General features: G+C 73.5%; 26 protein-coding genes and 1 pseudogene. 13 read left to right on the forward strand and 14 right to left on the reverse strand.

All coding sequences use genetic code 11. From position 1 onward, the window contains the following. Position 1: 1 nt before the first annotated feature. A pseudogene (locus tag ACFOYX_RS23845) lies at positions 2 to 79 on the reverse strand (glyoxalase); the annotation flags it as partial. Positions 80 to 159: 80 nt separating this feature from the next. After that, the gene (gene sigB, locus ACFOYX_RS23850) at positions 160 to 1176 is read right to left on the reverse strand and encodes an RNA polymerase sigma factor SigB (protein ID WP_377534360.1); all 1017 of its coding nucleotides are present in this window, start codon (positions 1174 to 1176) and stop codon (positions 160 to 162) included. Positions 1177 to 1403: 227 nt separating this feature from the next. On the opposite strand from sigB, the gene ACFOYX_RS23855 reads away from it, so the two are divergent. Continuing rightward, a complete protein-coding gene (locus tag ACFOYX_RS23855) occupies positions 1404 to 2192 on the forward strand; it encodes a sporulation protein (RefSeq protein WP_322439194.1) in 789 nt (262 codons plus the stop codon). A gap of 80 nt (positions 2193 to 2272) precedes the next feature. Here the strand turns inward: ACFOYX_RS23855 and dtd are convergent, their stop codons facing one another. Both dtd and ACFOYX_RS23865 read right to left on the reverse strand, forming a co-directional pair. Further along, on the reverse strand, positions 2273 to 2695 hold the full coding sequence (gene dtd / locus ACFOYX_RS23860; RefSeq protein WP_322439193.1) for a D-aminoacyl-tRNA deacylase: 423 nt from the start codon (positions 2693 to 2695) through the stop codon (positions 2273 to 2275). A gap of 46 nt (positions 2696 to 2741) precedes the next feature. Continuing rightward, on the reverse strand, positions 2742 to 4211 hold the full coding sequence (locus tag ACFOYX_RS23865) for a methyltransferase (protein ID WP_322439273.1): 1470 nt from the start codon (positions 4209 to 4211) through the stop codon (positions 2742 to 2744). A gap of 236 nt (positions 4212 to 4447) precedes the next feature. On the opposite strand from ACFOYX_RS23865, the gene ACFOYX_RS23870 reads away from it, so the two are divergent. Next, positions 4448 to 5029, forward strand: coding sequence for an HhH-GPD-type base excision DNA repair protein (locus tag ACFOYX_RS23870; protein ID WP_322439192.1), 582 nt, complete (start codon positions 4448 to 4450; stop codon positions 5027 to 5029). A 91-nt stretch (positions 5030 to 5120) separates the two neighbouring features. Here ACFOYX_RS23870 and ACFOYX_RS23875 read toward each other — a convergent pair whose 3' ends face one another. Next, positions 5121 to 5432 (reverse strand): hypothetical protein, encoded by a 312-nt coding sequence (locus ACFOYX_RS23875; protein ID WP_109801987.1) that lies wholly within the window; start codon positions 5430 to 5432, stop codon positions 5121 to 5123. A 13-nt stretch (positions 5433 to 5445) separates the two neighbouring features. Further along, entirely contained in the window at positions 5446 to 5733 is a 288-nt protein-coding gene (locus ACFOYX_RS23880; protein WP_322439191.1) for a hypothetical protein, read from the reverse strand. Between the two features lie 108 nt (positions 5734 to 5841). On the opposite strand from ACFOYX_RS23880, the gene ACFOYX_RS23885 reads away from it, so the two are divergent. Then, positions 5842 to 6198 carry a DUF3099 domain-containing protein gene (locus tag ACFOYX_RS23885; RefSeq protein ID WP_322439190.1) on the forward strand — a complete coding sequence of 119 codons (357 nt, stop codon included), beginning with the start codon at positions 5842 to 5844 and terminating at the stop codon, positions 6196 to 6198. A 103-nt stretch (positions 6199 to 6301) separates the two neighbouring features. On the opposite strand, the gene ACFOYX_RS23890 is transcribed toward ACFOYX_RS23885, so the two are convergent. After that, the gene (locus tag ACFOYX_RS23890) at positions 6302 to 7201 is read right to left on the reverse strand and encodes a PfkB family carbohydrate kinase (protein ID WP_322439189.1); all 900 of its coding nucleotides are present in this window, start codon (positions 7199 to 7201) and stop codon (positions 6302 to 6304) included. Then, positions 7198 to 8130, reverse strand: a complete 933-nt coding sequence (locus tag ACFOYX_RS23895; RefSeq protein ID WP_322439188.1) for a pseudouridine-5'-phosphate glycosidase — start codon at positions 8128 to 8130, stop codon at positions 7198 to 7200. The genes ACFOYX_RS23890 and ACFOYX_RS23895 overlap by 4 nt, the downstream gene beginning before the upstream one ends. Before the next feature lie 89 nt (positions 8131 to 8219). Here ACFOYX_RS23895 and ACFOYX_RS23900 point away from each other — a divergent pair, with 89 nt between their 5' ends. From ACFOYX_RS23900 to ACFOYX_RS23910, 3 genes are all read left to right on the forward strand, one after another. After that, the gene (locus ACFOYX_RS23900; RefSeq protein WP_322439187.1) at positions 8220 to 8438 is read left to right on the forward strand and encodes a DUF3039 domain-containing protein; all 219 of its coding nucleotides are present in this window, start codon (positions 8220 to 8222) and stop codon (positions 8436 to 8438) included. A gap of 40 nt (positions 8439 to 8478) precedes the next feature. After that, positions 8479 to 9129 (forward strand): trimeric intracellular cation channel family protein, encoded by a 651-nt coding sequence (locus ACFOYX_RS23905; protein ID WP_109801982.1) that lies wholly within the window; start codon positions 8479 to 8481, stop codon positions 9127 to 9129. A 189-nt stretch (positions 9130 to 9318) separates the two neighbouring features. Beyond that, complete coding sequence (locus tag ACFOYX_RS23910) at positions 9319 to 11052, forward strand: DEAD/DEAH box helicase (RefSeq protein WP_109801981.1); 1734 nt, start codon at positions 9319 to 9321, stop codon at positions 11050 to 11052. A 134-nt stretch (positions 11053 to 11186) separates the two neighbouring features. Here ACFOYX_RS23910 and ACFOYX_RS23915 read toward each other — a convergent pair whose 3' ends face one another. Continuing rightward, complete coding sequence (locus ACFOYX_RS23915; RefSeq protein ID WP_036374862.1) at positions 11187 to 11420, reverse strand: hypothetical protein; 234 nt, start codon at positions 11418 to 11420, stop codon at positions 11187 to 11189. Between the two features lie 246 nt (positions 11421 to 11666). Then, a complete protein-coding gene (locus ACFOYX_RS23920; RefSeq protein WP_322439186.1) occupies positions 11667 to 13277 on the reverse strand; it encodes an RNA polymerase sigma factor in 1611 nt (536 codons plus the stop codon). A 287-nt stretch (positions 13278 to 13564) separates the two neighbouring features. Between ACFOYX_RS23920 and ACFOYX_RS23925 the strand changes: the two genes are divergently transcribed. Next, positions 13565 to 14386, forward strand: coding sequence for an inositol monophosphatase family protein (locus ACFOYX_RS23925; RefSeq protein WP_109801979.1), 822 nt, complete (start codon positions 13565 to 13567; stop codon positions 14384 to 14386). Positions 14387 to 14549: 163 nt separating this feature from the next. Here ACFOYX_RS23925 and ACFOYX_RS23930 read toward each other — a convergent pair whose 3' ends face one another. Next, positions 14550 to 15068: a LytR C-terminal domain-containing protein gene (locus tag ACFOYX_RS23930; RefSeq protein WP_201749878.1), complete on the reverse strand. Its 519-nt coding sequence runs from the start codon at positions 15066 to 15068 to the stop codon at positions 14550 to 14552. Positions 15069 to 15503: 435 nt separating this feature from the next. Between ACFOYX_RS23930 and ACFOYX_RS23935 the strand changes: the two genes are divergently transcribed. Together ACFOYX_RS23935 and ACFOYX_RS23940 are read left to right on the forward strand one after the other, a co-directional pair. Next, a complete protein-coding gene (locus ACFOYX_RS23935) occupies positions 15504 to 15800 on the forward strand; it encodes a DUF4193 domain-containing protein (protein WP_210907470.1) in 297 nt (98 codons plus the stop codon). A gap of 208 nt (positions 15801 to 16008) precedes the next feature. Further along, a complete protein-coding gene (locus ACFOYX_RS23940) occupies positions 16009 to 16791 on the forward strand; it encodes a hypothetical protein (protein WP_322439271.1) in 783 nt (260 codons plus the stop codon). A 10-nt stretch (positions 16792 to 16801) separates the two neighbouring features. On the opposite strand, the gene ACFOYX_RS23945 is transcribed toward ACFOYX_RS23940, so the two are convergent. Beyond that, positions 16802 to 17296 carry a DUF3093 domain-containing protein gene (locus ACFOYX_RS23945; RefSeq protein WP_322439270.1) on the reverse strand — a complete coding sequence of 165 codons (495 nt, stop codon included), beginning with the start codon at positions 17294 to 17296 and terminating at the stop codon, positions 16802 to 16804. Positions 17297 to 17385: 89 nt separating this feature from the next. Between ACFOYX_RS23945 and dut the strand changes: the two genes are divergently transcribed. The 4 genes from dut to ACFOYX_RS23965 all read left to right on the forward strand — a co-directional run bounded on the left by dut (position 17386) and on the right by ACFOYX_RS23965 (position 19887). Continuing rightward, a complete protein-coding gene (gene dut / locus ACFOYX_RS23950) occupies positions 17386 to 17919 on the forward strand; it encodes a dUTP diphosphatase (RefSeq protein WP_109804896.1) in 534 nt (177 codons plus the stop codon). A gap of 25 nt (positions 17920 to 17944) precedes the next feature. Then, a complete protein-coding gene (locus ACFOYX_RS23955) occupies positions 17945 to 18610 on the forward strand; it encodes a DUF3710 domain-containing protein (protein ID WP_322439185.1) in 666 nt (221 codons plus the stop codon). A gap of 216 nt (positions 18611 to 18826) precedes the next feature. Continuing rightward, complete coding sequence (locus ACFOYX_RS23960; RefSeq protein WP_322439184.1) at positions 18827 to 19207, forward strand: OB-fold nucleic acid binding domain-containing protein; 381 nt, start codon at positions 18827 to 18829, stop codon at positions 19205 to 19207. After that, positions 19204 to 19887 (forward strand): DUF3159 domain-containing protein, encoded by a 684-nt coding sequence (locus ACFOYX_RS23965; protein WP_322439183.1) that lies wholly within the window; start codon positions 19204 to 19206, stop codon positions 19885 to 19887. The genes ACFOYX_RS23960 and ACFOYX_RS23965 overlap by 4 nt, the downstream gene beginning before the upstream one ends. Positions 19888 to 19932: 45 nt before the next feature. Here ACFOYX_RS23965 and ACFOYX_RS23970 read toward each other — a convergent pair whose 3' ends face one another. Together ACFOYX_RS23970 and ACFOYX_RS23975 are read right to left on the reverse strand one after the other, a co-directional pair. Continuing rightward, positions 19933 to 20622: a TrkA family potassium uptake protein gene (locus tag ACFOYX_RS23970; protein ID WP_109804900.1), complete on the reverse strand. Its 690-nt coding sequence runs from the start codon at positions 20620 to 20622 to the stop codon at positions 19933 to 19935. A 2-nt stretch (positions 20623 to 20624) separates the two neighbouring features. Beyond that, a complete protein-coding gene (locus tag ACFOYX_RS23975) occupies positions 20625 to 21290 on the reverse strand; it encodes a TrkA family potassium uptake protein (protein ID WP_322439182.1) in 666 nt (221 codons plus the stop codon). Positions 21291 to 21384 lie beyond the last annotated feature (94 nt).

Consider the following 21384-nt stretch of genomic DNA (forward strand, 5'->3'; position numbering starts at 1 on the left):
CTCAGCCCCGGCTGGAGATCTGCTGCACCGCCCAGGCGTTGCCGTCCGGGTCGGTGAAGAAGACGAAGCCCGCGTTGTCCTGCCCGACCGGAGCGGAGAGTCAAGGGCATCGCACGGCGAAGGCCCCGACGAATCGCCGGGGCCTCCGATTCCGACCGCTCAGCAGGCGTACGCCTCCAGGCGGTTCGCCCGCTCCGGGGCGCGCAGCTTGAGCAGCGTCACCTTCTCGATCTGCCGGATCCGCTCCCGGGACAGACCGAACTCCCGGCCCACCTCGTCGAGGGTACGCTGCCGGCCGTCGTCCAGGCCGAACCGGAGCCGGATCACCGCCTGCTCCCGCTGGGAGAGGGTGGCCAGCACGATCCGGACCTCGTTGCGCAGCTCGCCGTTGGCGGCGGCGTCACCCGGCTCCGCTCGCGGGTCCACCGCGGCGACGAAGTCACCGAGCGCGCTCTCCCCGTCGTCGCCGACCGCCTGGTCCAGGCTGACCGGCTCCCGGTCGTACGAGATCAGCTCGATCACCTGGAACTCGGGGACGCCCAGCGCGGCGGCCACCTCGGCGACGGTGGGCTCCCGGCCCAGCGAGACCGACAGTTCCCGGCGGGCCCGGACCATCCGGTTGACCTGCTCGACCATGTGCACCGGGATGCGGATGGTGCGGGCCTGGTCGGCCATGGCGCGGGTGATGGCCTGGCGGATCCACCAGGTGGCGTAGGTGGAGAACTTGTAGCCCTTGGTGTAGTCGAACTTCTCGACCGCGCGGATCAGGCCGAGGTTGCCCTCCTGGATCAGGTCCAGGAACGCCATGCCGCGACCCGTGTAGCGCTTGGCGATGCTCACCACCAGCCGCAGGTTCGCCTCCAGCAGGTGGTCCTTGGCGGCGCGGCCCTCGGCCACGATCTGCGCCAGGTCGGCCCGCAGTTCCGTGGAGACCGGGGTGCAGGTGGACAGCTTCTCCTCGGCGAAGAGGCCGGCCTCGATCCGCTTGCTGAGCTCGACCTCCTGCGCGGCGGTGAGCAGCTTGGTGCGGCCGATCCCGTTCAGGTACGCCCGGACCAGATCGGTGGAGACGCCGCGCTCGTCGGTGGCGTCCAGATCGGTCAGGGTGTCGGTGCCGGGCTCGGCGTCGACGGTGGCAGCCGGGCGGGTCTGGTGCTCGATCATCTGCAGGGCCATCTCTGTCTCTCCCCGTTGTCCTTCGTGCCGCGTACCGGGTTCCGTGCCGCGTGCCGGCGCGGTGGTGCCGGTGAGGAACAGCTTGGCGGTCGGGGCGTGAAACGGGAGTGAGGCGATCGGGGAACCGACAGCAATACCGACGGGACGGGGGTGTCGCTTGCCCGACCCGGTTATCGTGCCAGCGGCCGGCCACCGGGGCGCGGCAGCACAGGCGATCGGAGGACTTGGTGGTCTTCAAGCGGCTCATGCAGGCGATGGGTGTGGGTGGCCCCTCGGTGGAGACGGTGCCGGCCAACCCGAACTGCCGTCCGGGTGGTCAGCTGGAGGGCCGGATCCAGGTGGCCGGCGGCGACCACGCGGTGGACGTGTCCTACGTGGCCCTCGGCCTGGTCACCCGGGTCGAGGTGGAGAGCGGGGACGCCGACTACGACACCAATCAGGAGTTCGGTCGCCGTCAGGTCACCAGGGGGTTCCGGCTGGAGCCGGGGCAGCGGTACGACATTCCGTTCCGGTTCGAGGTGCCGTGGGAGACGCCGCTGACCGACCTGTACGGCCAGCACCTGCACGGGATGACGATGGGGCTGCGTACCGAGCTGGAGGTGGCCCGGGCGGTCGATTCGGGTGACCTGGACGCGGTGGCGGTGCACCCGCTGCCGGCCCAGGAGCGGCTGCTGGAGGCGTTGCTGCGGCTGGGCTTCCGGTTCGCCCGGGCCGACGTGGAGCGCGGGCACATCTACGGCGTACGGCAGAGCCTGCCGTTCTACCAGGAAATCGAGTTCCACCCAGCGCCGCAGTACGCGCGCGCGATCAACCAGCTGGAGGTCACCTTCGTCACCGACCCGCAGCAGGTGCAGGTGGTGCTGGAGATCGACAAGCGGGGCGGGGTCTTCACCGAGGGCCGGGACGCCTTCGGCCGGTTCACCGTCGACCACGCCACGGTCGACCGTACGGACTGGGCCGCCCAGCTCGACGGCTGGCTGCGCCAGTCCATCCAACGCCGCGGCCTCTTCTTCTGACCGCACCCCGACCGGCGCCCGCACCGGCACGAGCGCGCCGTCCGCCGCTCGACGAGGCGGCCGTCCCCGACGGGCGCCGGTCAGAGTTCGAGCAGCACCGTACGGGGGCCGACGTTGACGCTCTCCACCAGCATGTGCGCGCGGAACCGCCCGGTCTCCACCGTCGCGCCCCGCTCCCGCAGCGCCGCGACGACCGCCGTCACCAGCGGCTCGGCCACCTCGGCCGGCGCCGCCGCCGTCCAGCTCGGCCTTCTGCCCTTCCGCGCGTCGCCGTAGAGGGTGAACTGGCTGACCACCAGGATCGGGGCGCCGGTGTCCGCGGCGGACTTCTCGTCGTCGAGGATGCGCAGCTCGTGCACCTTGCGGGCCATCGTCGCCGCGACCTGCGGGGTGTCCGCGTGGGTCACCCCGAGCAGCACCAGCAGGCCGTCGGCGATCTCGCCGACCACCTCGCCGTCCACGGTCACGCCGGCCCGGCTGACCGTCTGCACCACGGCCCGCATCAGGCCGACACCTCCACCCTGGACCGGGCCGGCGCCGCCGCCCGCATCAGTCGGTCATCGGTTCGATGATGCTCCGCTCCACCAGGTGCGCCACGATCGGGCCGGCCGCCTCGGCCAGCTCCCCGGGGGCGACGTCGTGCGCCGCGGCGAGCAGGGCGAGCTGGTCGCGCAGCGGCAGCCTTCCGTCCGCGCCGCCGACCAGGGCCAGCACCAGCGGGTCGATCTCCTCCGACCAGCGCAGCCCGCGCGGCATGGCCAGCACCTGCCGGTCCACCGCCCAGCCCTCGTCGCCCATGGTGGCCTCCTGCCGGAGCTGGAGCCCCTCGGCGGCCCGGTAGCGCGCGGCGAGCAGCGCGTCGGTGTCGCGTACCCGGAGCCAGTCCTGGCGGTCGAACCAGGCGGCGATGTGGTCGCCCATCGGCGGCTCCACCCGCTGGCGCAGGTCCTCCACCCGGACGACCGGCTCGTCGTGGCCGGCGCGGCGCAGCGAGACGATGCCGAAACCGATCGCCTCCACCTTGTGCGCGTCGAACCAGTCCAGCCAGGCCGCCATCCGCTGCGGGTCGGCCGCCTCGCCGACGTCGGTCAGCCACAGGTTGACGTACGCCATCGGGTCCGCCACCTCGCGCTGGATCACCCAGGCGTCCAGCCCGGTGCCGGCGAACCAGCCGGCCACCCGCTCGTCCCACTCCTCGCCGGTGACGTGCACCCAGTTGGCCAGGTACTGCATGGTGCCGCCGTCGGTGAGCAGGTGCGGCGCCGCGGCGGCCAGTTCGGCCCCGATCGCGTCCCCGACCCGGCCCGAGTCCCGGTAGACGTGGGTGGTGGTGCCCGGGCCGACCACGAACGGCGGATTGCTCACCACCAGGTCGAAGCGGCGGCCGGCGACCGGAGCGACCAGGTCGCCGCGGAGCAGTTCCCAGTCCTGGCCGTTCAGCGCGGCGGTGGTGGCGGCGAAGCGCAGCGCCCGCTCGGAGACGTCGGTCGCGGTGACCCGCCCAGCGTGGGTGGCCAGGTGCAGGGCCTGCACGCCGGAGCCGGTGCCCAGGTCCAGGGCGGTCTCCACCGGACGGCGCACGGTCGCGCCGATCAGCGTCTGGGTGGCGCCGCCGATGCCCAGCACGTGCTCGGCGTGCAGCGGCTTCCCGGGCCGGGCGCTGGCCGGCGCGTCGGCGAGCACCCACCACTCGTCCCCGTACGGCTCCAGGTCGACGCCGGCGCGCAGGCCGTCGCCGTACCGCTCGACCAGCCCGCCGGCGAGCGCCTCGGCGACGGTCAGCGGCGCGAGCGCGGCGGCCACCGCCGCCTCCGGCTCGGTCTGGTCGCAGATGAACACCCGGATCAGGGTGGCGAGCGGGTCACGGTCCTCGGTGGCGCGCAGCGCGGCCCGGAAGTCGTTGCGGGCCACCCCGCCGGTGGCCTGCGCGCCGAGCCGACCGGCGATGCCGTTCGAGGTGAAGTGCGCCCGGGTCAGCGCGGTCCGCAGCGCCTCGACGCCGGTGGGGGAGAGCAGCATGTCGTGTTCCACGTCGCCATCCTGCCTCCCGGCCGGCGCGGATCGACGGGCACCCGGGACATCCCGCCCGGACGCACCCGGTAGCCGGTCAGACGATGTCGGCTGCTCTTCGTCGTCAACTGACGGCGCGCCCGCGGCCGGCCCGGCGGACCCCACGCCCGTTTTGTCGGGCGGGTGCCGTCCCGACTCGGGGAGTCGGCGCGGCCCGCGCCGCGCGGAGGCGGCAGGATGGGGACATGACGCTCTCGCTGCCCATCGATCCGGAGGCCAACCGGCTGCTGGAGCGCAGCCCGCTGGCGCTGCTCCTCGGCATGGTGCTCGACCAGCAGGTGCCGATGGAGAAGGCGTTCTCCTCGCCGTACGTGCTGGCCCAGCGGCTCGGTCACGAGCCGGACGCCCGCGAACTGGCCGGGTACGCCCCGGAGGCCCTGGTCGAGCTCTTCGCCCAGCCACCGGCCCTGCACCGGTTCCCGAAGGCGATGGCGGCCCGGGTGCAGGAGGTCTGCCGGATCCTCGTCGACCGGTACGACGGCGACCCGGCCCGGCTCTGGGCGGACGTCACCGACGGCCGGGAGCTGCTGCGTCGGGTCACTGAGCTGCCCGGCTTCGGCAAGCAGAAGGCGCAGATCTTCGTGGCCCTGCTCGGCAAGCGGTACGGGGTGACCCCGCAGGGCTGGCGGGAGGCCGCGGGCGGGTACGGCGACGCGGACGCGTACCGGTCGGTGGCCGACGTCACCGACCCGGAGTCGCTGCGCCGGGTCCGCGAGTTCAAGCAGGCGGCCAAGGCCGAGGCGAAGTCGAAGGCCGGGAAAGCCTGACGCAACTGCCGCCCGGCCCCCGTCGTTGAGCTGCTCGGCCCCGCCGCTGTGACGGGCGGTCGACCGGCCGTCGGGCGGAACAGCCGACCGGTCAGGCCGCCGTCGGGCGGGAGAGCGCGGCCAGCGCGCGGCGCACGTCGGCGAGGGAGACGGTCGCCGAGTCGTCCAGCTCGGCCAGGCCCGCCTCGATCCACTGTCGCATCAGGGTGGTCACCCCGATGCCGCGGGCCTCGGCGGCCGCCCGGACCCGCTCGTACGTCTCCAGCGGGAGGCGCACCGAGCGGCTGACCATGGGCACGTCGGTGTCGGGGGTGGGCAGCTCCGCCGGCTGGCTCTCGTCGATCAGCTCGGCCAGCGCGTCGTCGCCGCCGTGGAAACGCTTGGTCGCCTCGTTCCGGTCCATCGTGACCGCCTCCTCATCGGCGAGATCTCCGTACCGCCTCGTCGTAGCGCTTCGCCTCGATGTCGCTCAGCTCGCGCGCGGACAGGACGTCCCAGTCGTGGTCGGTGCCGTCGGCCTCGGCGAGCAGCACGGCGAGTCGTCGGCCGCAATGGGACACCGCGTAGACGACCATGACGTCGTCGCCGAGGTGCCGGATGACCCGGCGCGTGCTGTGCAGGGCCTCCCAGACTTCCCCGGGCCTGACGTCGTAGACCCGCAGGTTGTCCAACGCCTCGTCGGTGAAGCTGAACCGGCTGCCCACGGGGGGAGCGTACCACGTACGTAACACGCAACCCGGGTGAGTCGAACTTTCGCTGATCAAGGGCTTCGGGTGACAGGATTGGGCGTAATCCCCTCGAGGAGGTCCGTCGTGAAGCGTCAGGCGTACCAGCCGATTCTGATCACCGACGCCTCGCGCAGCCAGGACGACCAGCTCACCAGCCGACAGAAGCGGTACGTGCTGATGATGGGCATCCGGGTGGCGTGCCTGGTGGTCGGTGCCGTCCTGGTCGGCGTGAAGGCACCCCTGCTCTGGCTGTGGCTGCCGCTGCTGGGCCTCGGGATGGTGCTCATCCCCTGGCTGGCGGTGCTGCTGGCCAACGACCGCCCCCCGAAGGAAGAGCATCGCCTCGCCAACAAGCTCCACCCCCGCCACCGCGACGAGACCCCCCCGATGAGCCTCACCGCGGAGGAACGCCCCCACAAGATCATCGACGTCGAACCCTGACCCCCGCGATCTTGCACTTGGCGCCCGGGCGAACCCGGTCGAATCGGACCGAGTCAAGGCCCCAACTACAAGATCGCCGCGAGCCTGGGTGAGGCGGCGCGGGTCAGGGGGTGGGGCGGGCGCCCACGGTGGCTACCGCGGTGGCGCCGAGGTCCGCTGCGCGGTCGAGGGCGGCGCGGGGGTCCGCGCCGGCGAGCCAGGCCGTGAGCAGGCCGGCGGCGAAGGCGTCGCCGGCGCCGGTGACGTCCACCACCGCCACCCGGCGGGCCGCCGCCACGCTGACCGTGGCCTCCCGGTCCACCCAGACCGCCCCGGCCGCCCCGCGCTTGACCACCACCCGACGGGCCGCCGCCGACAGCGCCCGCGCCTGCGCCGCCGGGTCCAGGCCGCCGGTGAGCACCGTCGCCTCGTCCGTGTTCACCAGCAGCAGGTCGACGTCGCGTACCCAGGTCAGGAAGGCCGCCGTGCCGACCCGCCGCAGCGGCGCCGCGGAGGCCGCGTCGACGCTGGTGGTGAGCCCGCGCTCGCGGGCGGCGGCCAACGCCCGCAGTCCCGCGCCGCGCGACGCGGCGTCCAGCAGGGTGTACGCGGACAGGTGCAGGTGCCCGACGTCGGGCGCCCCGGCCAGGGCCCGGTCGACGTGCGCGGCGCTCAGCCGCAGGTTCGCCCCGCGCTGGCTGACCATCGTCCGCTCGCCGTCGGCGGTCAGCACGATCACCGTGCCGGTCGGATAGCCCTCGTGGCGCTCCACCGCGCAGTCGACGCCGATCCCGGTCAGCTCGGCCACCCGGTCGCGGCCCGCCTCGTCGTCGCCGACCGCGCCGACCAGCGTCACGCCCACCCCCTGGGCGGCGATCCAGGCGGCCGTGTTGGCCGCCTGCCCGCCGCCGCTGAAGCGGATCTCGGCGGCCGTGTCCGAGCCGGTCGCCAGCGGCCCGGAGAGCACCGCCACCACGTCGGTGATGATGTCGCCGACGACGAGGATGCGGGACCGGTGGCTCATGCCGTGGCGGCGGAACGACGGGCGGCGGCGACGGCGATCCGGGCGGCCAGGTCGGCGTTGCGCAGGATGATCCGCACGTTCACCGCCAGGCTGGCGCCCCGGGTGGCGGAGTGGAAGTGGGCCAGCAGGAACGGTGTCACGGCCTTGCCGGTCACCGCGTCGCGGGCCAGCATGGCCAGGCCCTCGGCGAGGGTCCGGTCGTGCAGCTCCGGGTCGAGCTGCTCGTCGACGGGGAGCGGGTGGGCCACGATCAGGCCGCCCTTGTGCACGCCCTGCGCCGCCCGCGCGGCCAGCACGTCGGCCACCTGCTCCGGCGAGTCCACCGACCAGTCCAGGTCGAAGCCGGCGTCGGTGAGGTAGAAGCCGGGGAAGCGGCGGGTGCGGTAGCCCACCACGCCGACGCCGAGCGTCTCCAGCCGTTCCAGCGTGGCGCCCACGTCGAGGATCGACTTCACCCCCGCGCAGACCACCGCGATCGGCGTACGGGCCAGGGTGACCAGGTCGGCCGACTCGTCGAAGGTCTGCGCGGCCTCCCGGTGCACCCCGCCCAGGCCGCCGGTGGCGAAGACCCCGATCCCGGCGGCCGCGGCCACCGCGCTGGTCGCGGCCACGGTGGTGGCGCCGTCCGCGCCGGTGGCGGCGGCCACCGCCAGGTCGCGTACGGAGAGCTTGCTCACCCCGTCGACGGTGGCGAGCCGGGTCAGCTGCGCGTCGTCCAGGCCCACCACCAGCTCGCCGCCGACCATGCCGATGGTGGCCGGCACCGCGCCGGCGTCCCGGACCGCCTGCTCGATCTGACGGGCGACCAGCAGGTTGTCCGGCCGGGGCAGGCCGTGCGAGACGATGGTGCTCTCCAGGGCGACGACGGGACGCCCGGCGGTCAGGGCGTCGGCCACCTCGGCGCCGAAACCGATGTGAAAGTTGGTCACTTCCGTTACGGTACCGTCGCCCTCCGGGCGGCCTGCGGTGGACCGGTCCCCGACGACCTGCGAAACTGGGAAGGTTGGAGGTGTAGACAGTGAGCACAGAGGTTCTCGAGCGTCCGGAACTGAAGGACGCCGACACCGGTCCCGAGATGTTCCACTACGTGCGCAAGGAGAAGATCGCCGAGAGTGCCGTCATGGGCACCTACGTCGTGGCGCTCTGCGGCGAGACGTTTCCGGTGACCAAGGCGGCCAAGCCCGGTTCGCCGGTCTGCCCGAAATGCAAGGAGATCTACGACTCGTACCGCGATTGATCCCGGGCGATCGCCCCGGCCGCCCACGTAACCTGCGGCGGTGACCACCTCCACCGCCCTGCTCTTCGCCGACCTGACCGGGGTGGCGGTCTTCGCCGCCTCGGGCGCCTACGCGGCGGTGGCCAAGCGGCTGGACCTGTTCGGTGTGGTCTTCGTCGGGGTCGTCGCCGCGCTCGGCGGCGGCATCTTTCGTGACCTGGTGATCGACGAGGTGCCCCCGTTGGCCTTCGCCGACTGGCGGTACGCGGTCACCGCGGCGGTCACCGCCGCCGCCGTCTTCCGGCTCCACCCGCAGCTCGCCCGGCTGCGCACCACCGTGCTGGTGCTCGACGCGGCCGGCCTCGGGCTGTTCACCGTCACCGGCACGCTCAAGGCCCTCGACGTCCACGTGCCGGCGGTCGGCGCCTGCATGATCGGCATGCTCACCGCCATCGGCGGAGGGCTCGGCCGGGACCTGCTCACCGGGGAGATCCCGGTGGTGCTGCGCCGGGAGATCTACGCGGTCGCGGCGCTCGCCGGCTCGATCGTGGTGGCCCTGCTGTCCACGTACGGACACGCCACGGCGGCGCCGTTGACCGGGGCGGCCCTCGTCGTCTTCGCGCTGCGCCTGATCTCGCTGCGCCGCCGCTGGTCCGCCCCGGTGCCCACCCTGCGGCCGCCGCGCACCGGCACCCGCGGCCCGCAGGGCTGAGCCGGCGGGCCCCGGTGGCGGGGGTCGCGGATGTGACCAGCGTGGCGTCGCCTGGGCCGAACCGGCCGCGCTGGTTATGCTGAGTCGGCCTTCGCGGCATCTTCTGCGCGGAGGCGTTTTCATGGGCGGCGGTACCCGTGGCCCTCGGTCCGGGTCCGCCCTTCGGTGCGGTCGGAGAGGAGCCTTCGCGTGGCAGCCCGGACGCCGGCGCTCGAGACGTTTCCGCCCCTGCGCGCCTGGCAACGCAAGGCGCTGGTGGAGTACCTGCGTCGCCGGACCGAGGACTTCACCGCGGTCGCCACCCCCGGCGCCGGTAAGACCACCTTCGCCCTGCGGATCGCCGCCGAGCTGCTCGCCGACGGCACCGTCGAGGCGGTCACCGTGGTCGCCCCGACCGAGCACCTGAAGACCCAGTGGGCCGTCGCCGCCGCCCGGGTCGGCATCCAGCTCGACGCCGCGTTCCGCAACGCGGACCTGCACTCCGCCGCCGACTTCCACGGCGCGGTCGTCACCTACGCCCAGGTCGGCATGGCCCCCCAGGTGCACCGCCGGCGCACCATGACCCGGCGCACCCTGGTCATCCTCGACGAGATCCACCACGCCGGCGACTCCCGTTCCTGGGGCGACGGGGTCAAGGCGGCCTTCGAGCCGGCGGTACGCCGGCTGATGCTCACCGGTACGCCGTTCCGCTCCGACGACAACCCGATCCCGTTCGTCAGCTACGAGCGGGGCGGGGACGGGCTGCTGCGATCCCGCGCCGACTCGGTCTACGGCTACTCCGACGCGCTGCGTGACGGCGTGGTCCGGCCGGTGCTCTTCCTGGCGTACTCCGGCGAGACCCGGTGGCGCACCAACGCGGGGGAGGAGCTCGCCGCCCGGCTCGGCGAGCCGATGACCCAGGACCTGGTCGCGCAGGCCTGGCGTACCGCCCTGGACCCGGCCGGGGACTGGATGCCGCAGGTGCTGCGCGCGGCCGACGCCCGGCTGACGGTGCTGCGCAACGCCGGGATGGCCGACGCGGGTGGTCTGATCATCGCCAGCGACCAGCAGACCGCGCGCTCGTACGCCAAGCTGATCGAGCAGGTTACCGGCGAGAAGGCCGCGGTGGTGCTCTCCGACGACCAGGGCGCGTCCGCGCGGATCGCGACGTTCGCGGCGTCCGAGCAGCGCTGGCTGGTCGCGGTCCGGATGGTCTCCGAGGGCGTCGACATCCCCCGGCTGGCCGTCGGCGTCTACGCCACCAGCGCCAGCACGCCGCTCTACTTCGCCCAGGCGATCGGCCGCTTCGTCCGCGCCCGGCGCCCCGGCGAGACCGCCTCGGTCTTCCTGCCGAGCGTGCCGCACCTGCTCGGCCTGGCCAGCGAGATGGAGGCCGAGCGGGACCACGTCCTCGGCAAGCCCAAGGACCCGGACGGCTTCGACGACGACCTGCTGGAGCGCGCCCAGCGCGACGACCAGGCCAGCGGTGAGTTGGAGAAGCGCTTCGCGGCGCTCTCCGCCACCGCCGAGCTGGACCAGGTGATCTTCGACGGCGCGTCCTTCGGCACCGCGGCCCAGGCCGGCACCCCCGAGGAGGAGGAGTACCTCGGCCTCCCGGGGCTGCTCACCGCGGACCAGGTCTCGCTGCTGCTCACCAAACGGCAGGCCGAGCAGCTCGCCGCCCAGCGCCGCCGGGCCGCCACCCGGGCCGCTGAGCCGGCCGCTGAGAGCCCCGCGGCGCCTCCGCCGCCCATGAGCGCCGCCCAGCGCCGGGTGGCCCTGCGGCGTCAGCTGAACGCCCTGGTGGCCGCCCGCCACCACCGGACCGGCCAGCCGCACGGCAAGATCCACGCCGAGCTGCGCCGGCTCTGCGGCGGCCCGCCCAGCGCCCAGGCGACCATCGAGCAGCTCGAAGAGCGCATCGCCACCGTCCAGACCCTCTGACCCACCCGCCACAGGCGGCCCGCACCGGCTCGCACCCGTCGTCCCGCTCCGGCCGGGACGGGCACAGCGCACGAAAAAGCCGGCCGGAGGCTCCCCGTGGGGGCCTCCGGCCGGCTATGTCGTGGTTGCGGTTTTCAGTTCGCCATCAGATCGGCGCCACGCCAGCTGAACTCGGGGTCCGTCGCGTACCGCACGGTGATCTTCACGAGATCCTCCGCGTACTTGTTCGCGTGGTGCCCACAGAACACCAGCTCGCTCCCACCCGCCAGAGTGATCCGGAGCTTGCCGGCAGCATTGCAGCGGTCGCACCGTTCATCGGCGGCTGGGGGAGCCACCGTCTCGGGCGGCGGCGTGAGGGTCGGGGTCATCGCCTTCCTCCTCTGGTCGTCACCGATGAACACTCTCTTCGGTCGTTGCTCACCTATCGTGCAACATCCTTGTCGGGCCCTGCCTTCCCTGTGTGCCCGCGGGGGACCGAGGTCACACCTGGCGTGGAGACAGTGTGCCGTGCACCAAGGGTGCCACGTCAACGATCACAAACAGGCAACCGACCGATCACCATCGAGTGTTGTACGGCTGGTGATCAAAGCGACACGACTAGTTGACGGGTCGGGTCAGTCCAGGTAGTCGCGGAGCACCTGGGAACGCGACGGGTGCCGCAACTTGGACATCGTCTTGGATTCGATCTGCCGGATGCGCTCCCGGGTCACGCCGTACACCTGGCCGATCTCGTCCAGGGTACGCGGCTGGCCGTCGGTCAGGCCGAAGCGCAGGCGTACCACGCCCGCCTCACGCTCGGAGAGCGTCTGCAGCACCTGCTGGAGCTGGTCCTGCAGCAGCGAGAACGAGACCGCGTCGACCGCGACCACGGCCTCCGAGTCCTCGATGAAGTCGCCGAGCTGGCTGTCGCCCTCGTCGCCGATCGTCTGGTCGAGCGAGATGGGCTCCCGGGCGTACTGCTGGATCTCCAGCACCTTCTCCGGTGTGATGTCCATCTCCTTTGCCAGCTCCTCCGGGGTGGGCTCGCGGCCCAGGTCCTGGAGCAGCTCGCGCTGGATCCGGCCGAGCTTGTTGATCACCTCGACCATGTGCACCGGGATGCGGATGGTGCGGGCCTGGTCGGCCATGGCGCGGGTGATGGCCTGGCGGATCCACCAGGTGGCGTAGGTGGAGAACTTGTAGCCCTTGGTGTAGTCGAACTTCTCGACCGCGCGGATCAGGCCGAGGTTGCCCTCCTGGATCAGGTCCAGGAACGCCATGCCGCGACCCGTGTAGCGCTTGGCCAGCGAGACGACCAGCCGCAGGTTCGCCTCCAGCAGGTGGTTCTTGGCGCGCTCGCCGTCGCGGGAGATCCAGCCCAGGTCGCGCTGCATCTCGCGGGTGAGCTTCTCCTCACCCTCCTCGGCCGCGCGCAGCCGCTCGGCGGCGTAGAGGCCGGCCTCGATCCGCTTGGCGAGCTCGACCTCCTGCTCCGCGTTGAGCAGCGGAACCTTGCCGATCTGCTTGAGGTACGCCCGGACGGAGTCGGCGGAGGCGGTCAGCTCGGCGTCCCGGCGCGCCTGCTTCAGCGCCTCGGACTCCTCGTCGTCCCACTCGAAGTCGTTGTCCGTGGCGGAGGCGGCGGCGTCGGTCTCGGCGGCCTGGGTCAGCTCGGCCGGCTCCTCGACCACCACGTCCTCGATCGCGGCGGCGAGCTCCTCCGGATCGATCTCGCCCTCGGCGCCCTCACCCTTGGCGCCGGCGTTGGCCGGCTTCGCCGCGGCGTTCTTCGCGGCCACGGTCGCCTTCGTGGCCCGGGTCGCCTTGGTGGCCTTGGCCGGCGCGGCGGCCTTGGCGGCCACCTCGGCGGTGGTGCCGGCGGCCTTGCGCGCGGTCGCCTTCCGCGGGGCGGGGGCCGGGGCCTCGTCGGCGGCCGGCGCTTGCTTCGGGGCGGGCGCGGCGGCCTTCTTGGTGGTCTTGGCGGTGGTGGCCCGGGACGCCGGCGTGGCGGAGCGGGCCGCGGCCACCCGGCGGCGGGTGCTGGCGGAGCCGTCCACGACCACCGTCACGCCCGCCTCGGAGAGCGCGCGCAGGATCTTCTTGGCCTGGGCCGGGGTCACCTCAGCGGACTCGACGGTGCGCGCGAGCTGGGCCGACGTGAGCTGACCGCCGGCGCTCTGCGCGTGGGCGATCAGGGTGTCGGTGAGCGAGCGAACGTCGGCGCCAGGCTGGCGGGGTTCTGTCACGAATGACCTTCCGGAGGCGAAGAGCGAGCACGGCCGGGTCGTCCGGCGCAGCACGGAACGCCGTGCCGGGCGATGTCGTTGAGGGACCCCCGTGTCCCGGGCCGACCGGTCGCTGGCGGTCCGTGGCGCGTGGGCAGGGTGAATTGTAACGCCGTCTGCCGCGATCATCCTGCGCCGCACGGCGTACTGGCGATACCGACCGCCGATTGGGCGCAGATGTGGACTTTGTAAGGATGATACCCGCGCACGGCCGGGGAATCCGCGGTCGTACGGGAAGGGGACGAACCATGATCCGCTCGGCGCCGCCGACGCAGGAACTGCTGGAGATCGCGATCGACGTCGCCCGGGACGCGGCCGCCACCGCCCACCGGATGCGGGCCGAGGGGGTTTCGGTCGCCGCGACCAAGAGCACGGTCACCGACGTGGTGACCGCCGCCGACCGGGCCGTGGAGCGTCAGGTGCTCGACGCGCTGCGCAAGCTCCGCCCCGACGACGCGGTCCTCGGGGAGGAGTACGGCGCCGGGGACACCGGGCCGGTCGAGGCGGGCGGGGTGCGCTGGATCGTCGACCCGATCGACGGCACCGTGAACTACCTGTACGGGCTGCCCTACTGCGCGGTCTCCCTCGCCGCCGAGGTGGCCGGGGAGGTGGTGGTGGGCGTGGTCCGCAACGTGGCCACCGGCGAGGAGTGGACCGCCACCGCGGGCGGCGGCGCCTGGCGGGACGGCGAGCGGCTGCGCTGTTCCACCGAGACCGACCTGGGCCAGGCGCTGGTCGCCACCGGATTCGGTTACGACCCCGGCCGGCGGGCGCACCAGGCCCGGGTGGTCGCCGAGCTGATCCCGCACGTCCGGGACATCCGCCGGATGGGGGCGGCGGCGCTGGACCTCTGCCTGGCCGCCGAGGGTCGCGTCGACGCCTACTACGAGAAGGGGCTGGCCGCCTGGGACCAGGCGGCCGGCGGGCTGGTCGCCACCGAGGCGGGACTGCGGGTGGCCGGGTTGGACGGCCTTCCCGCCGGCCCCGACCTGGTCATCGCCGCCCCGCCGGCGCTGTTCGCGCCGCTGCACAGCCGGCTGGCCGCCCTGGACGCGTCCGGCGGACCCTGACCGGGCCCGATCCGCCTCCACCCGGGCGTGTCGCGGCCACCGGGCCATGATCCACGTCACGTCGGGGACCCCGGGTCGTCCGGTCCGTCCGGTCGTGCCACGTCGCCGACCCGGAGTCGACCGACCGCCCCCGCCGGACCCGGCCGGGGGCGGGAGAGCGGGACTATTTGTCGTCCACCGGCATCGGGCAGGAGCCGGGGGGCGCCACCGGCGAGCCGAGGTCGCCGAGGGACTGGTTGACCTCGGTGGTGGTGGCCAACTGCTGGAAGCCGTTGCCCAGGACCACGTCGACCGTGTCGTCCTTGCGCTTCGGGTCGTACTGCCGCTCGGCGTTGTTGAGGAAATAGGCCCGCAGCAGGTGCGCGGAGCCGACACCCTTCGGTCCGAAGCGGAGCAAGGCGACCTCCTCGACTCCCTTCGGCGCGTTGCCTTCCTTCTTCACCTGGAACTTGCGGTTGCGGAAGTCGTCCGCCACGCTGCCGGCCAGGCCCGGCTCCTCGGTGGCGTTGTAGACGTTGATCTTGACGTCCTTCGGCTCGCGCAGGGTCACGTCGGCCAGCGGCCAGCCGTCCGGGCAGCCCGCCGCGGTGCCCACCTTGCCCTGGGTGTCCTTGACCATGGCGACGACGACGAAAACCAGGGCGAGGACCGCCAGCAGACCGACGACAACGAGTGCCCGCACTCGCGCAAAACTCATCTGGGCGCTCCCCGGACAGTGAAAGGGTGGCGGCGGCCGCTGGCGGTCGGGCCGCCCCGCCGGCCGTCGAGTACGCCGCTGAGGTTAACGGTTGTCCGGCCGTCGCGTGGAAACAGCCCGACATACCGGCGCGCCACCCCGGAACCAGGTACTACTACCCCTATCTTCGTGTCGCCTGAGTCACATTGGGAACAACTTCGGGTGCAGGGGCGTACATCTCTGCCGCGAGGGCGGTATACATGCCTCGCCCAAAGGGGGGGTAAGGTTCCGCGCTCGCTGGGGGAGTTTCTCTGGCGGACTCGGCCCACCGGTCTTCGGGTCGGGTGACCGACACAAATGGCGGCCGGCCAGCGGAACCGAAACAGCGTCGTCCGGCGTTACAACCGGAAGCGACCATATCGATATGGGAGAGTGAAACCGATGGCCACCGACTACGACGCCCCGCGTCGCGACGAGGTCGACCTCGGCGAGGACAGCCTCGAAGAGCTCAAGGCCCGGCGGGTCGACTCACAGTCGGCCGCCGTGGACGTTGACGAGGCCGAGGTGGCCGAGAGCTTCGAGCTGCCCGGCGCCGACCTGGCCGACGAGGAGCTCACGGTCAAGGTGCTACCGATGCAGCAGGACGAGTTCCGGTGCGCCCGCTGCTTCCTGGTCCACCACCGCAGCCAGCTCGCGGTCGAGCGCAACGGCGAGCTGATCTGCCGCGAGTGCGTCTGATCCGGACGCGTGTCACCGGCGGCGGCCTCCTGGACGGGGCCGCCGCTGTTCGAGCCGCCGTGCGCCGACGGCGGGAAGCTGCTTGACTCGTACCGGGCGGTTCCACAGCGGGACTCGGGAGGTCGGACGGGTGAGCGAGCGCAGCGAACGGGCCGGCGGACCCGACGCCGGCGGCACGCGGGGGCGTGCCGATGACGACGCGGACCGGCTGGACAGTGGGGCTTCGGCACCCGACAGCGACGACGCCGACGAGCTCGGCGCGACCGTGGCGGCGCTCACCGCGGACGACCTCGCGCCGGCGAAGCGGCGGCAGCTGCTCACCCGCCTGGTCGGCCAGGCGCGCGCCCGGGGGCTCGCCGACCTGTTCAAGCCGAAGGCCGCCGTCCGCTGGATGGTGGACACCGTCGCCGAGGTCGCCCCGCACGTGCCGATTCGTGACCTGGCCACCCTGCGCCGGCACTTCCCCGGCCTGGACGACGAGGAGCTGGCCGAACGGTTGGTGCGCAACGCCGCCCGGGCCACCGCCGGGGTCGGCGCGGCCGGCGGTGGCGTCGCCGCGGTCGAGTGGGTGGTCACCCCGACGCTGCTCTCCGCGCCCGTACTGCTCGCCGCCGAGACGGTCACCGTGGTGGCGATCGAGCTGAAGCTGATCGGGGAGCTGCACGAGGTCCACCGCGTTCCGTTGCCCACCGGCGGCACCCAGCGCGCCGTCGCCCTGGTGCAGGCCTGGGCCGGCCAGCGGGGGATCAACCCGATGATGCCGGGGGTCGGGGTGAGCGCGGCGCTCGGCACCGCCGCCCGCCGGGAGCTGCAGAACACCCTGCTCAAGCGCTTCGGCCGCAACCTGACCACGCTCGGGCCGTTCCTCACCGGCGCCGCGGTCGCGAGCTACCTCAACCGCCGGGCCACCCGGAACCTGGCCGAGCAGCTCCGTCGGGACCTGCGCCGGCAGGGACAGGAGCTGCCCGGGTCACGGCCCGCGCTGCCCTGAGACCCGAGGCTCAGCCGGCGTTGCGGGCGGCCATGATCGCCGCGGCCAGCTCGACCGGGTGCCGGGAGCTGACGACCCAGAACGGAGTCGGGTCGGCCGGGTCGTCCAGCACCACCTGGACCGCGCCGCCGACCCACGGCCGCTGCACGACGAAGGCGAGCGGGTCGGCTCCCACGCCGAGCACCTCGCGGCGGCCGGCGGCGTCCAGCGGGACGGCGTCGGCGACGAACCGCACCGGCAGGCGGGCGTCGTCCACCCGCAGCTCGCCGTCGCGGACGGCGACCCGGATCCGGCCCAGCCACCAGAGCGCGGCCACCGTCGCCGGCAGCAGCAGCACGAAGGGCAGCCAGGAACGCAGCCCGCCGGCGCCCATCCAGAGCTCGGTGGCGAGCAGGCCGGCCAGGCCGAGCCCGGCCAGCCAGTACCACCAGGGCAGGCCGAGCCGCTCGGCGTACGCCGGGGGCGCCGCCGACGGGGCCGGAGCGGGCGACGGGGCTGGCGACAGGCTCACACTCCGAGGGTACGGCGCACGACCGGCCCGCCAACCGGCAGGATGGCAGGGTCACCCCTGGACCCGGACGGAAGAGGAAGACCGTGACAGACGTCGTACCCGTGCCCGTACGGCAGCTCGACCCCGAGCTGCCGCTGCCGGCGTACGCCCATCCCGGCGACGCCGGCGCGGACCTGGTGGCCGCCGCGGACGTCGAGCTGCCGCCCGGCGGGCGGGCCCTGGTCCCCACCGGGGTGGCGCTCGCCCTCCCGGAGGGGTACGTGGGGCTGGTCCATCCCCGGTCGGGGCTGGCGGCCAGGCTCGGCGTGACGGTGCTGAACGCGCCCGGTACGGTCGACGCCGGCTACCGGGGTGAGATCCTGGTCAACCTGATCAATCATGATCGGGACGTGCCGGCGAAGATCAGCCGTGGCGACCGGATCGCGCAGCTCGTCGTGCAGCGGGTGGCGCGCGCCGAGTTCCAGCCGGTGGCGGAGCTGCCCGCGTCCCGGCGCGGGGCCGGTGGGCACGGGTCCACCGGCGGGCACGCCGGGCTGATCCCGGCCCCGGCGGGCGCCGACGGGCGCCGGGAATCGCCCGACCTGACGAGTGGGCGGACGGAAGAGGTGGCAGGGTGAGTGCGAACAGCGGAGGGTGGGCGCAGTGATCTTCTCCCGAAAGCGGGCCGGTGGCGCGCGGCACGCGCGTGACGAGCGGACCGCCGAGGTCCTCGACTCCTACGACACCGAGGAGTCGACCCCGGCGGCGCCGTCCCGGGGGCCGTACGACGTCTCCGAGGCGCCCGACATGCCCCGGCTGGACCTGGGCAGCCTGCAGATCCCGGCGGTGCCCGACGTCGAGGTCCGGGTGCAGGCCGACCCGCAGGGCGTGATCCAGCAGGTCGTGCTCGTGCACGGGGAGAACGCCCTGCAGCTCGGCGTCTTCGCGGCGCCCCGCTCCGAGGGCATCTGGGACGAGGTGCGCGAGGAGATCCGGCAGTCGCTGTTCAACGACGGCGCCGCCGCCCGCGAGGTCGAGGGGGAGTACGGCACCGAACTGCACGCCCGGGTCCGCACCCCGGACGGCCTGACCGACCTGCGTTTCGTCGGCATCGACGGGCCGCGCTGGATGGTCCGCGGCGTCTACCAGGGCGCGGCCGCCACCGACCCGGCCTCGGCCGGCCCGCTGGCGGTCTGCCTCGACAACCTGGTCGTCGACCGGGGGCACGAGGCGAAGCCGGTCCGCGAGCCGCTGCCGCTGCGGCTGCCCCGCGAGATGGCCGAGCAGGCCGGCCAGGAGAACCCCGCACCCGGCCAGCGCGAGGCCTGAGCAAGCAACCCGGGCCCGGCGCCCGTCGGCCCCCGCCGGCGGGCGCCGGGCCCGTCGTGCGTCCGCCGGCGCCGCCGTACGCCGGGGAGGTGCCGCCGCGGACGCCGGCTCCGCCGCACCGCCGGATCGGCGTACGCTGGCGGGACGGTTCCGGCATCCCGGGGCCGGGCCAGCGCCGGCGCGGACCGGCCAGCGTGGAGAGGTGACGCGGAGGTCATGACGACCGACGAGGGCCGGGTGTCGCTGCGGCGCATCCTGCAGCGGCTCACCGCGAGCGAGGCCGAGATCGAGGCGCAGGAGCTGCGCCGGGAGAGCGCGGAGTCCGGCGGCATGCCGGCCCGGCAGTGCACGCGGGGCCAGGTGGTCTCGGTCGCCGGGCGGCTCCGCACGGTGGTCTACACGCCCCGGACGAACCTGCCGACGCTCGAGGCGGACCTCTACGACGGCAGCGACGTGGTCACTCTGGTCTGGCTGGGCCGCCGGCACATCGCCGGCATCGAGCCGGGCCGGCACCTCACCGCCCGCGGCCGGGTGGCCGTACGGGACGACCGCAAGGTGATCTACAACCCGTACTACGAGCTGGAGTCGCCGAAGTGACGACGGGACAGCACCGGACCACCGGGCCGGAGATCGGGCCGCCGGACGACGAACGGCTGCCCAGCCTCGCCGAGCAGATGGCCGACCAGCTCGGCGGCTGGCGCGGCCTGGTCGAGTCGAGCGTTCCCGTGGTGGTCTTCGTGATCGCCAACGTGGTGGGCGAGCTGCGCCCGGCGGTCATCGCCTCGGTGGCGGTGGCGCTGCTCATCGCCGGCCTGCGGCTGGCCCAGCGGCGGCCGGTCCGGCACGCGGTCAACGGGCTGTTCGGCATCGCGATCGGCGCGGCTATCGCCTGGCGTACCGGTGAGGAGCGGGACTTCTACCTTCCCGGCATCCTGTACGGCATCGGCTACGGGCTCGCCCTGCTGATCTCGGCGGCGATCCGGCAGCCGCTGGTCGGCTGGATCTGGTCGGTGCTGGTCGCCAAGGGGCGCGCCGAGTGGCGGGACGACCCGCGGCTGGTGCGCACCTTCACCCAGCTCACCGTGCTCTGGGGGGTGGTCTGGCTGGCCAAGGTGGGCGTGCAGGCCGGGCTCTACCTGGCCCACCAGGACACCGCGCTGGGCGTGGCCCGGCTGGCGCTGGGCTACCCGCCGTACGCGCTGCTGCTGCTCGTCACGGTCTGGGCGGTGCGCCGGGTGACCCGGGAGACCGCGCCGCAGCCGCTGCCCGGCGCCTGAGCCCCGGCGCCGGCCGCCCGCCGCGGCCGGCCGTGACCGTCGGCGTCAGCCCTTGCCGCGGGTGCGCTCGACGCTGTCCGGGCCGAGGATCACCGCGCGGACCTCGTCCTCCACCTGGGCGGTGCACACGAAGACCAGCTCGTCGCCGGCCTCGATCGGGTCGTCCGGGCTCGGCACCAGCACCCGCTTGCCGCGCAGGATCGCCACCAGGGCGGCGTCCCGGGGCAGCGGCACCGCGTGGATCGGCTGGCCGACGTACGGCGCGGTGGGCGGCAGGGTGATCTCGACCAGGTTCGCCTCGCCCTGCCGGAAGGTCATCAGCCGGACCAGGTCGCCGACGGTGACCGCCTCCTCGACCAGGGCGGCCATCACCCGCGGCTTGCTCACCGCGACGTCGACGCCCCACTGGTCGGTGAAGAGCCACTCGTTCTCGGCCCGGTTGACCCGGGCGACCACCCGGGGCACCGCGAACTCGGTCTTGGCCAGCAGCGAGACCACCAGGTTGACCTTGTCGTCACCGGTGGCGGCGACCACCACGTCGCAGCCGGCGACGTTGGCCTCCTCCAGGCTGGTCAGCTCGCAGGCGTCGGCGAGCACCCACTCGGCGGCCGGCACCCGGTCCGGCCGGAGCATCTTGGGCTGTCGCTCGATCAGCATCACCTGGTGGCCGTTGTCGATCAGCTCCTGGGCGATCGACCGGCCGACGTTGCCGGCGCCGGCGATGGCGATGCGCATGCTCACTGCCCTCCTTCCGGCGGCGTCGCCGCCGCCGACGTGACCGAGCCCACGATGTCGTCGGTCACCAGCATGAAGACCTGGTCGCCCTCCTGCACCACGGTGGAGGCGGTCGGCAGCATCCCGATCCCGAAGCGGATCAGGTACGCCACCCGGGCCCCGACGCCCTCCTCCAGCTGCCGCAGCGGCCGGCCGATCCAGTCCTTGTGCACCGGCACCTCGACGATCGACACCGTGCTGGTCGGGTCCCGGAAGATCTCGACGTGGCCCTCGGGGACCAGGTGCCGCAGCATCCGGTCGGCGGTCCACCGGACGGTGGCCACGGTGGGGATGCCGAGCCGCTCGTAGACCTGGGCGCGGCGCTGGTCGTAGATGCGGGCGGCGACGCGGGAGACGCCGAAGGTCTCCCGCGCCAGCCGGGCCGAGATGATGTTGGAGTTGTCGCCGCTGGAGACGGCCGCGAAGGCGTCCGCCCGCTCGATGCCGGCCTGACGCAGCACCTCGCCGTCGAACCCGGCACCGGTGACGGTGATGCCGGCGAAGTCGGGGCCCAGGCGGCGGAACGCGTCCGCGTCCTGGTCGATCACCGCCACCGAGTGCCCCCGGGACTCCAGGCTGTGGGCGAGGGTCGACCCGACCCGGCCGCAGCCCATGATCACGACATGCACGGTGTCCGCTCCTCCCACGGTGCGCCCCGGTGGGCCCGTCGTCTGCGAGCCTGCCACGTCCCCGCCCCGGGCGGGGGACCGACCGTACCGCGCG

Origin of the sequence: Micromonospora sp. GCM10011541 (assembly GCF_042650725.1) — a bacterium.
Taxonomy (GTDB): domain Bacteria; phylum Actinomycetota; class Actinomycetes; order Mycobacteriales; family Micromonosporaceae; genus Micromonospora; species Micromonospora sicca.

Bases quoted from the DNA above. Each gene is read 5' to 3' on its own strand.
- sigB (WP_377534360.1), bottom strand. From the start codon at position 1,176: ATGGCCCTGCAGATGATCGAGCACCAGACCCGCCCGGCTGCCACCGTC.
- dtd (WP_322439193.1), bottom strand. From the start codon at position 2,695: ATGCGGGCCGTGGTGCAGACGGTCAGCCGGGCCGGCGTGACCGTGGAC.
- ACFOYX_RS23865 (WP_322439273.1), bottom strand. From the start codon at position 4,211: ATGCTGCTCTCCCCCACCGGCGTCGAGGCGCTGCGGACCGCGCTGACC.
- ACFOYX_RS23870 (WP_322439192.1), top strand. From the start codon at position 4,448: ATGACGCTCTCGCTGCCCATCGATCCGGAGGCCAACCGGCTGCTGGAG.
- ACFOYX_RS23875 (WP_109801987.1), bottom strand. From the start codon at position 5,432: ATGGACCGGAACGAGGCGACCAAGCGTTTCCACGGCGGCGACGACGCG.
- ACFOYX_RS23890 (WP_322439189.1), bottom strand. From the start codon at position 7,201: ATGAGCCACCGGTCCCGCATCCTCGTCGTCGGCGACATCATCACCGAC.
- ACFOYX_RS23915 (WP_036374862.1), bottom strand. From the start codon at position 11,420: ATGACCCCGACCCTCACGCCGCCGCCCGAGACGGTGGCTCCCCCAGCC.
- ACFOYX_RS23925 (WP_109801979.1), top strand. From the start codon at position 13,565: ATGATCCGCTCGGCGCCGCCGACGCAGGAACTGCTGGAGATCGCGATC.
- ACFOYX_RS23935 (WP_210907470.1), top strand. From the start codon at position 15,504: ATGGCCACCGACTACGACGCCCCGCGTCGCGACGAGGTCGACCTCGGC.
- ACFOYX_RS23960 (WP_322439184.1), top strand. From the start codon at position 18,827: ATGACGACCGACGAGGGCCGGGTGTCGCTGCGGCGCATCCTGCAGCGG.
- ACFOYX_RS23970 (WP_109804900.1), bottom strand. From the start codon at position 20,622: ATGCGCATCGCCATCGCCGGCGCCGGCAACGTCGGCCGGTCGATCGCC.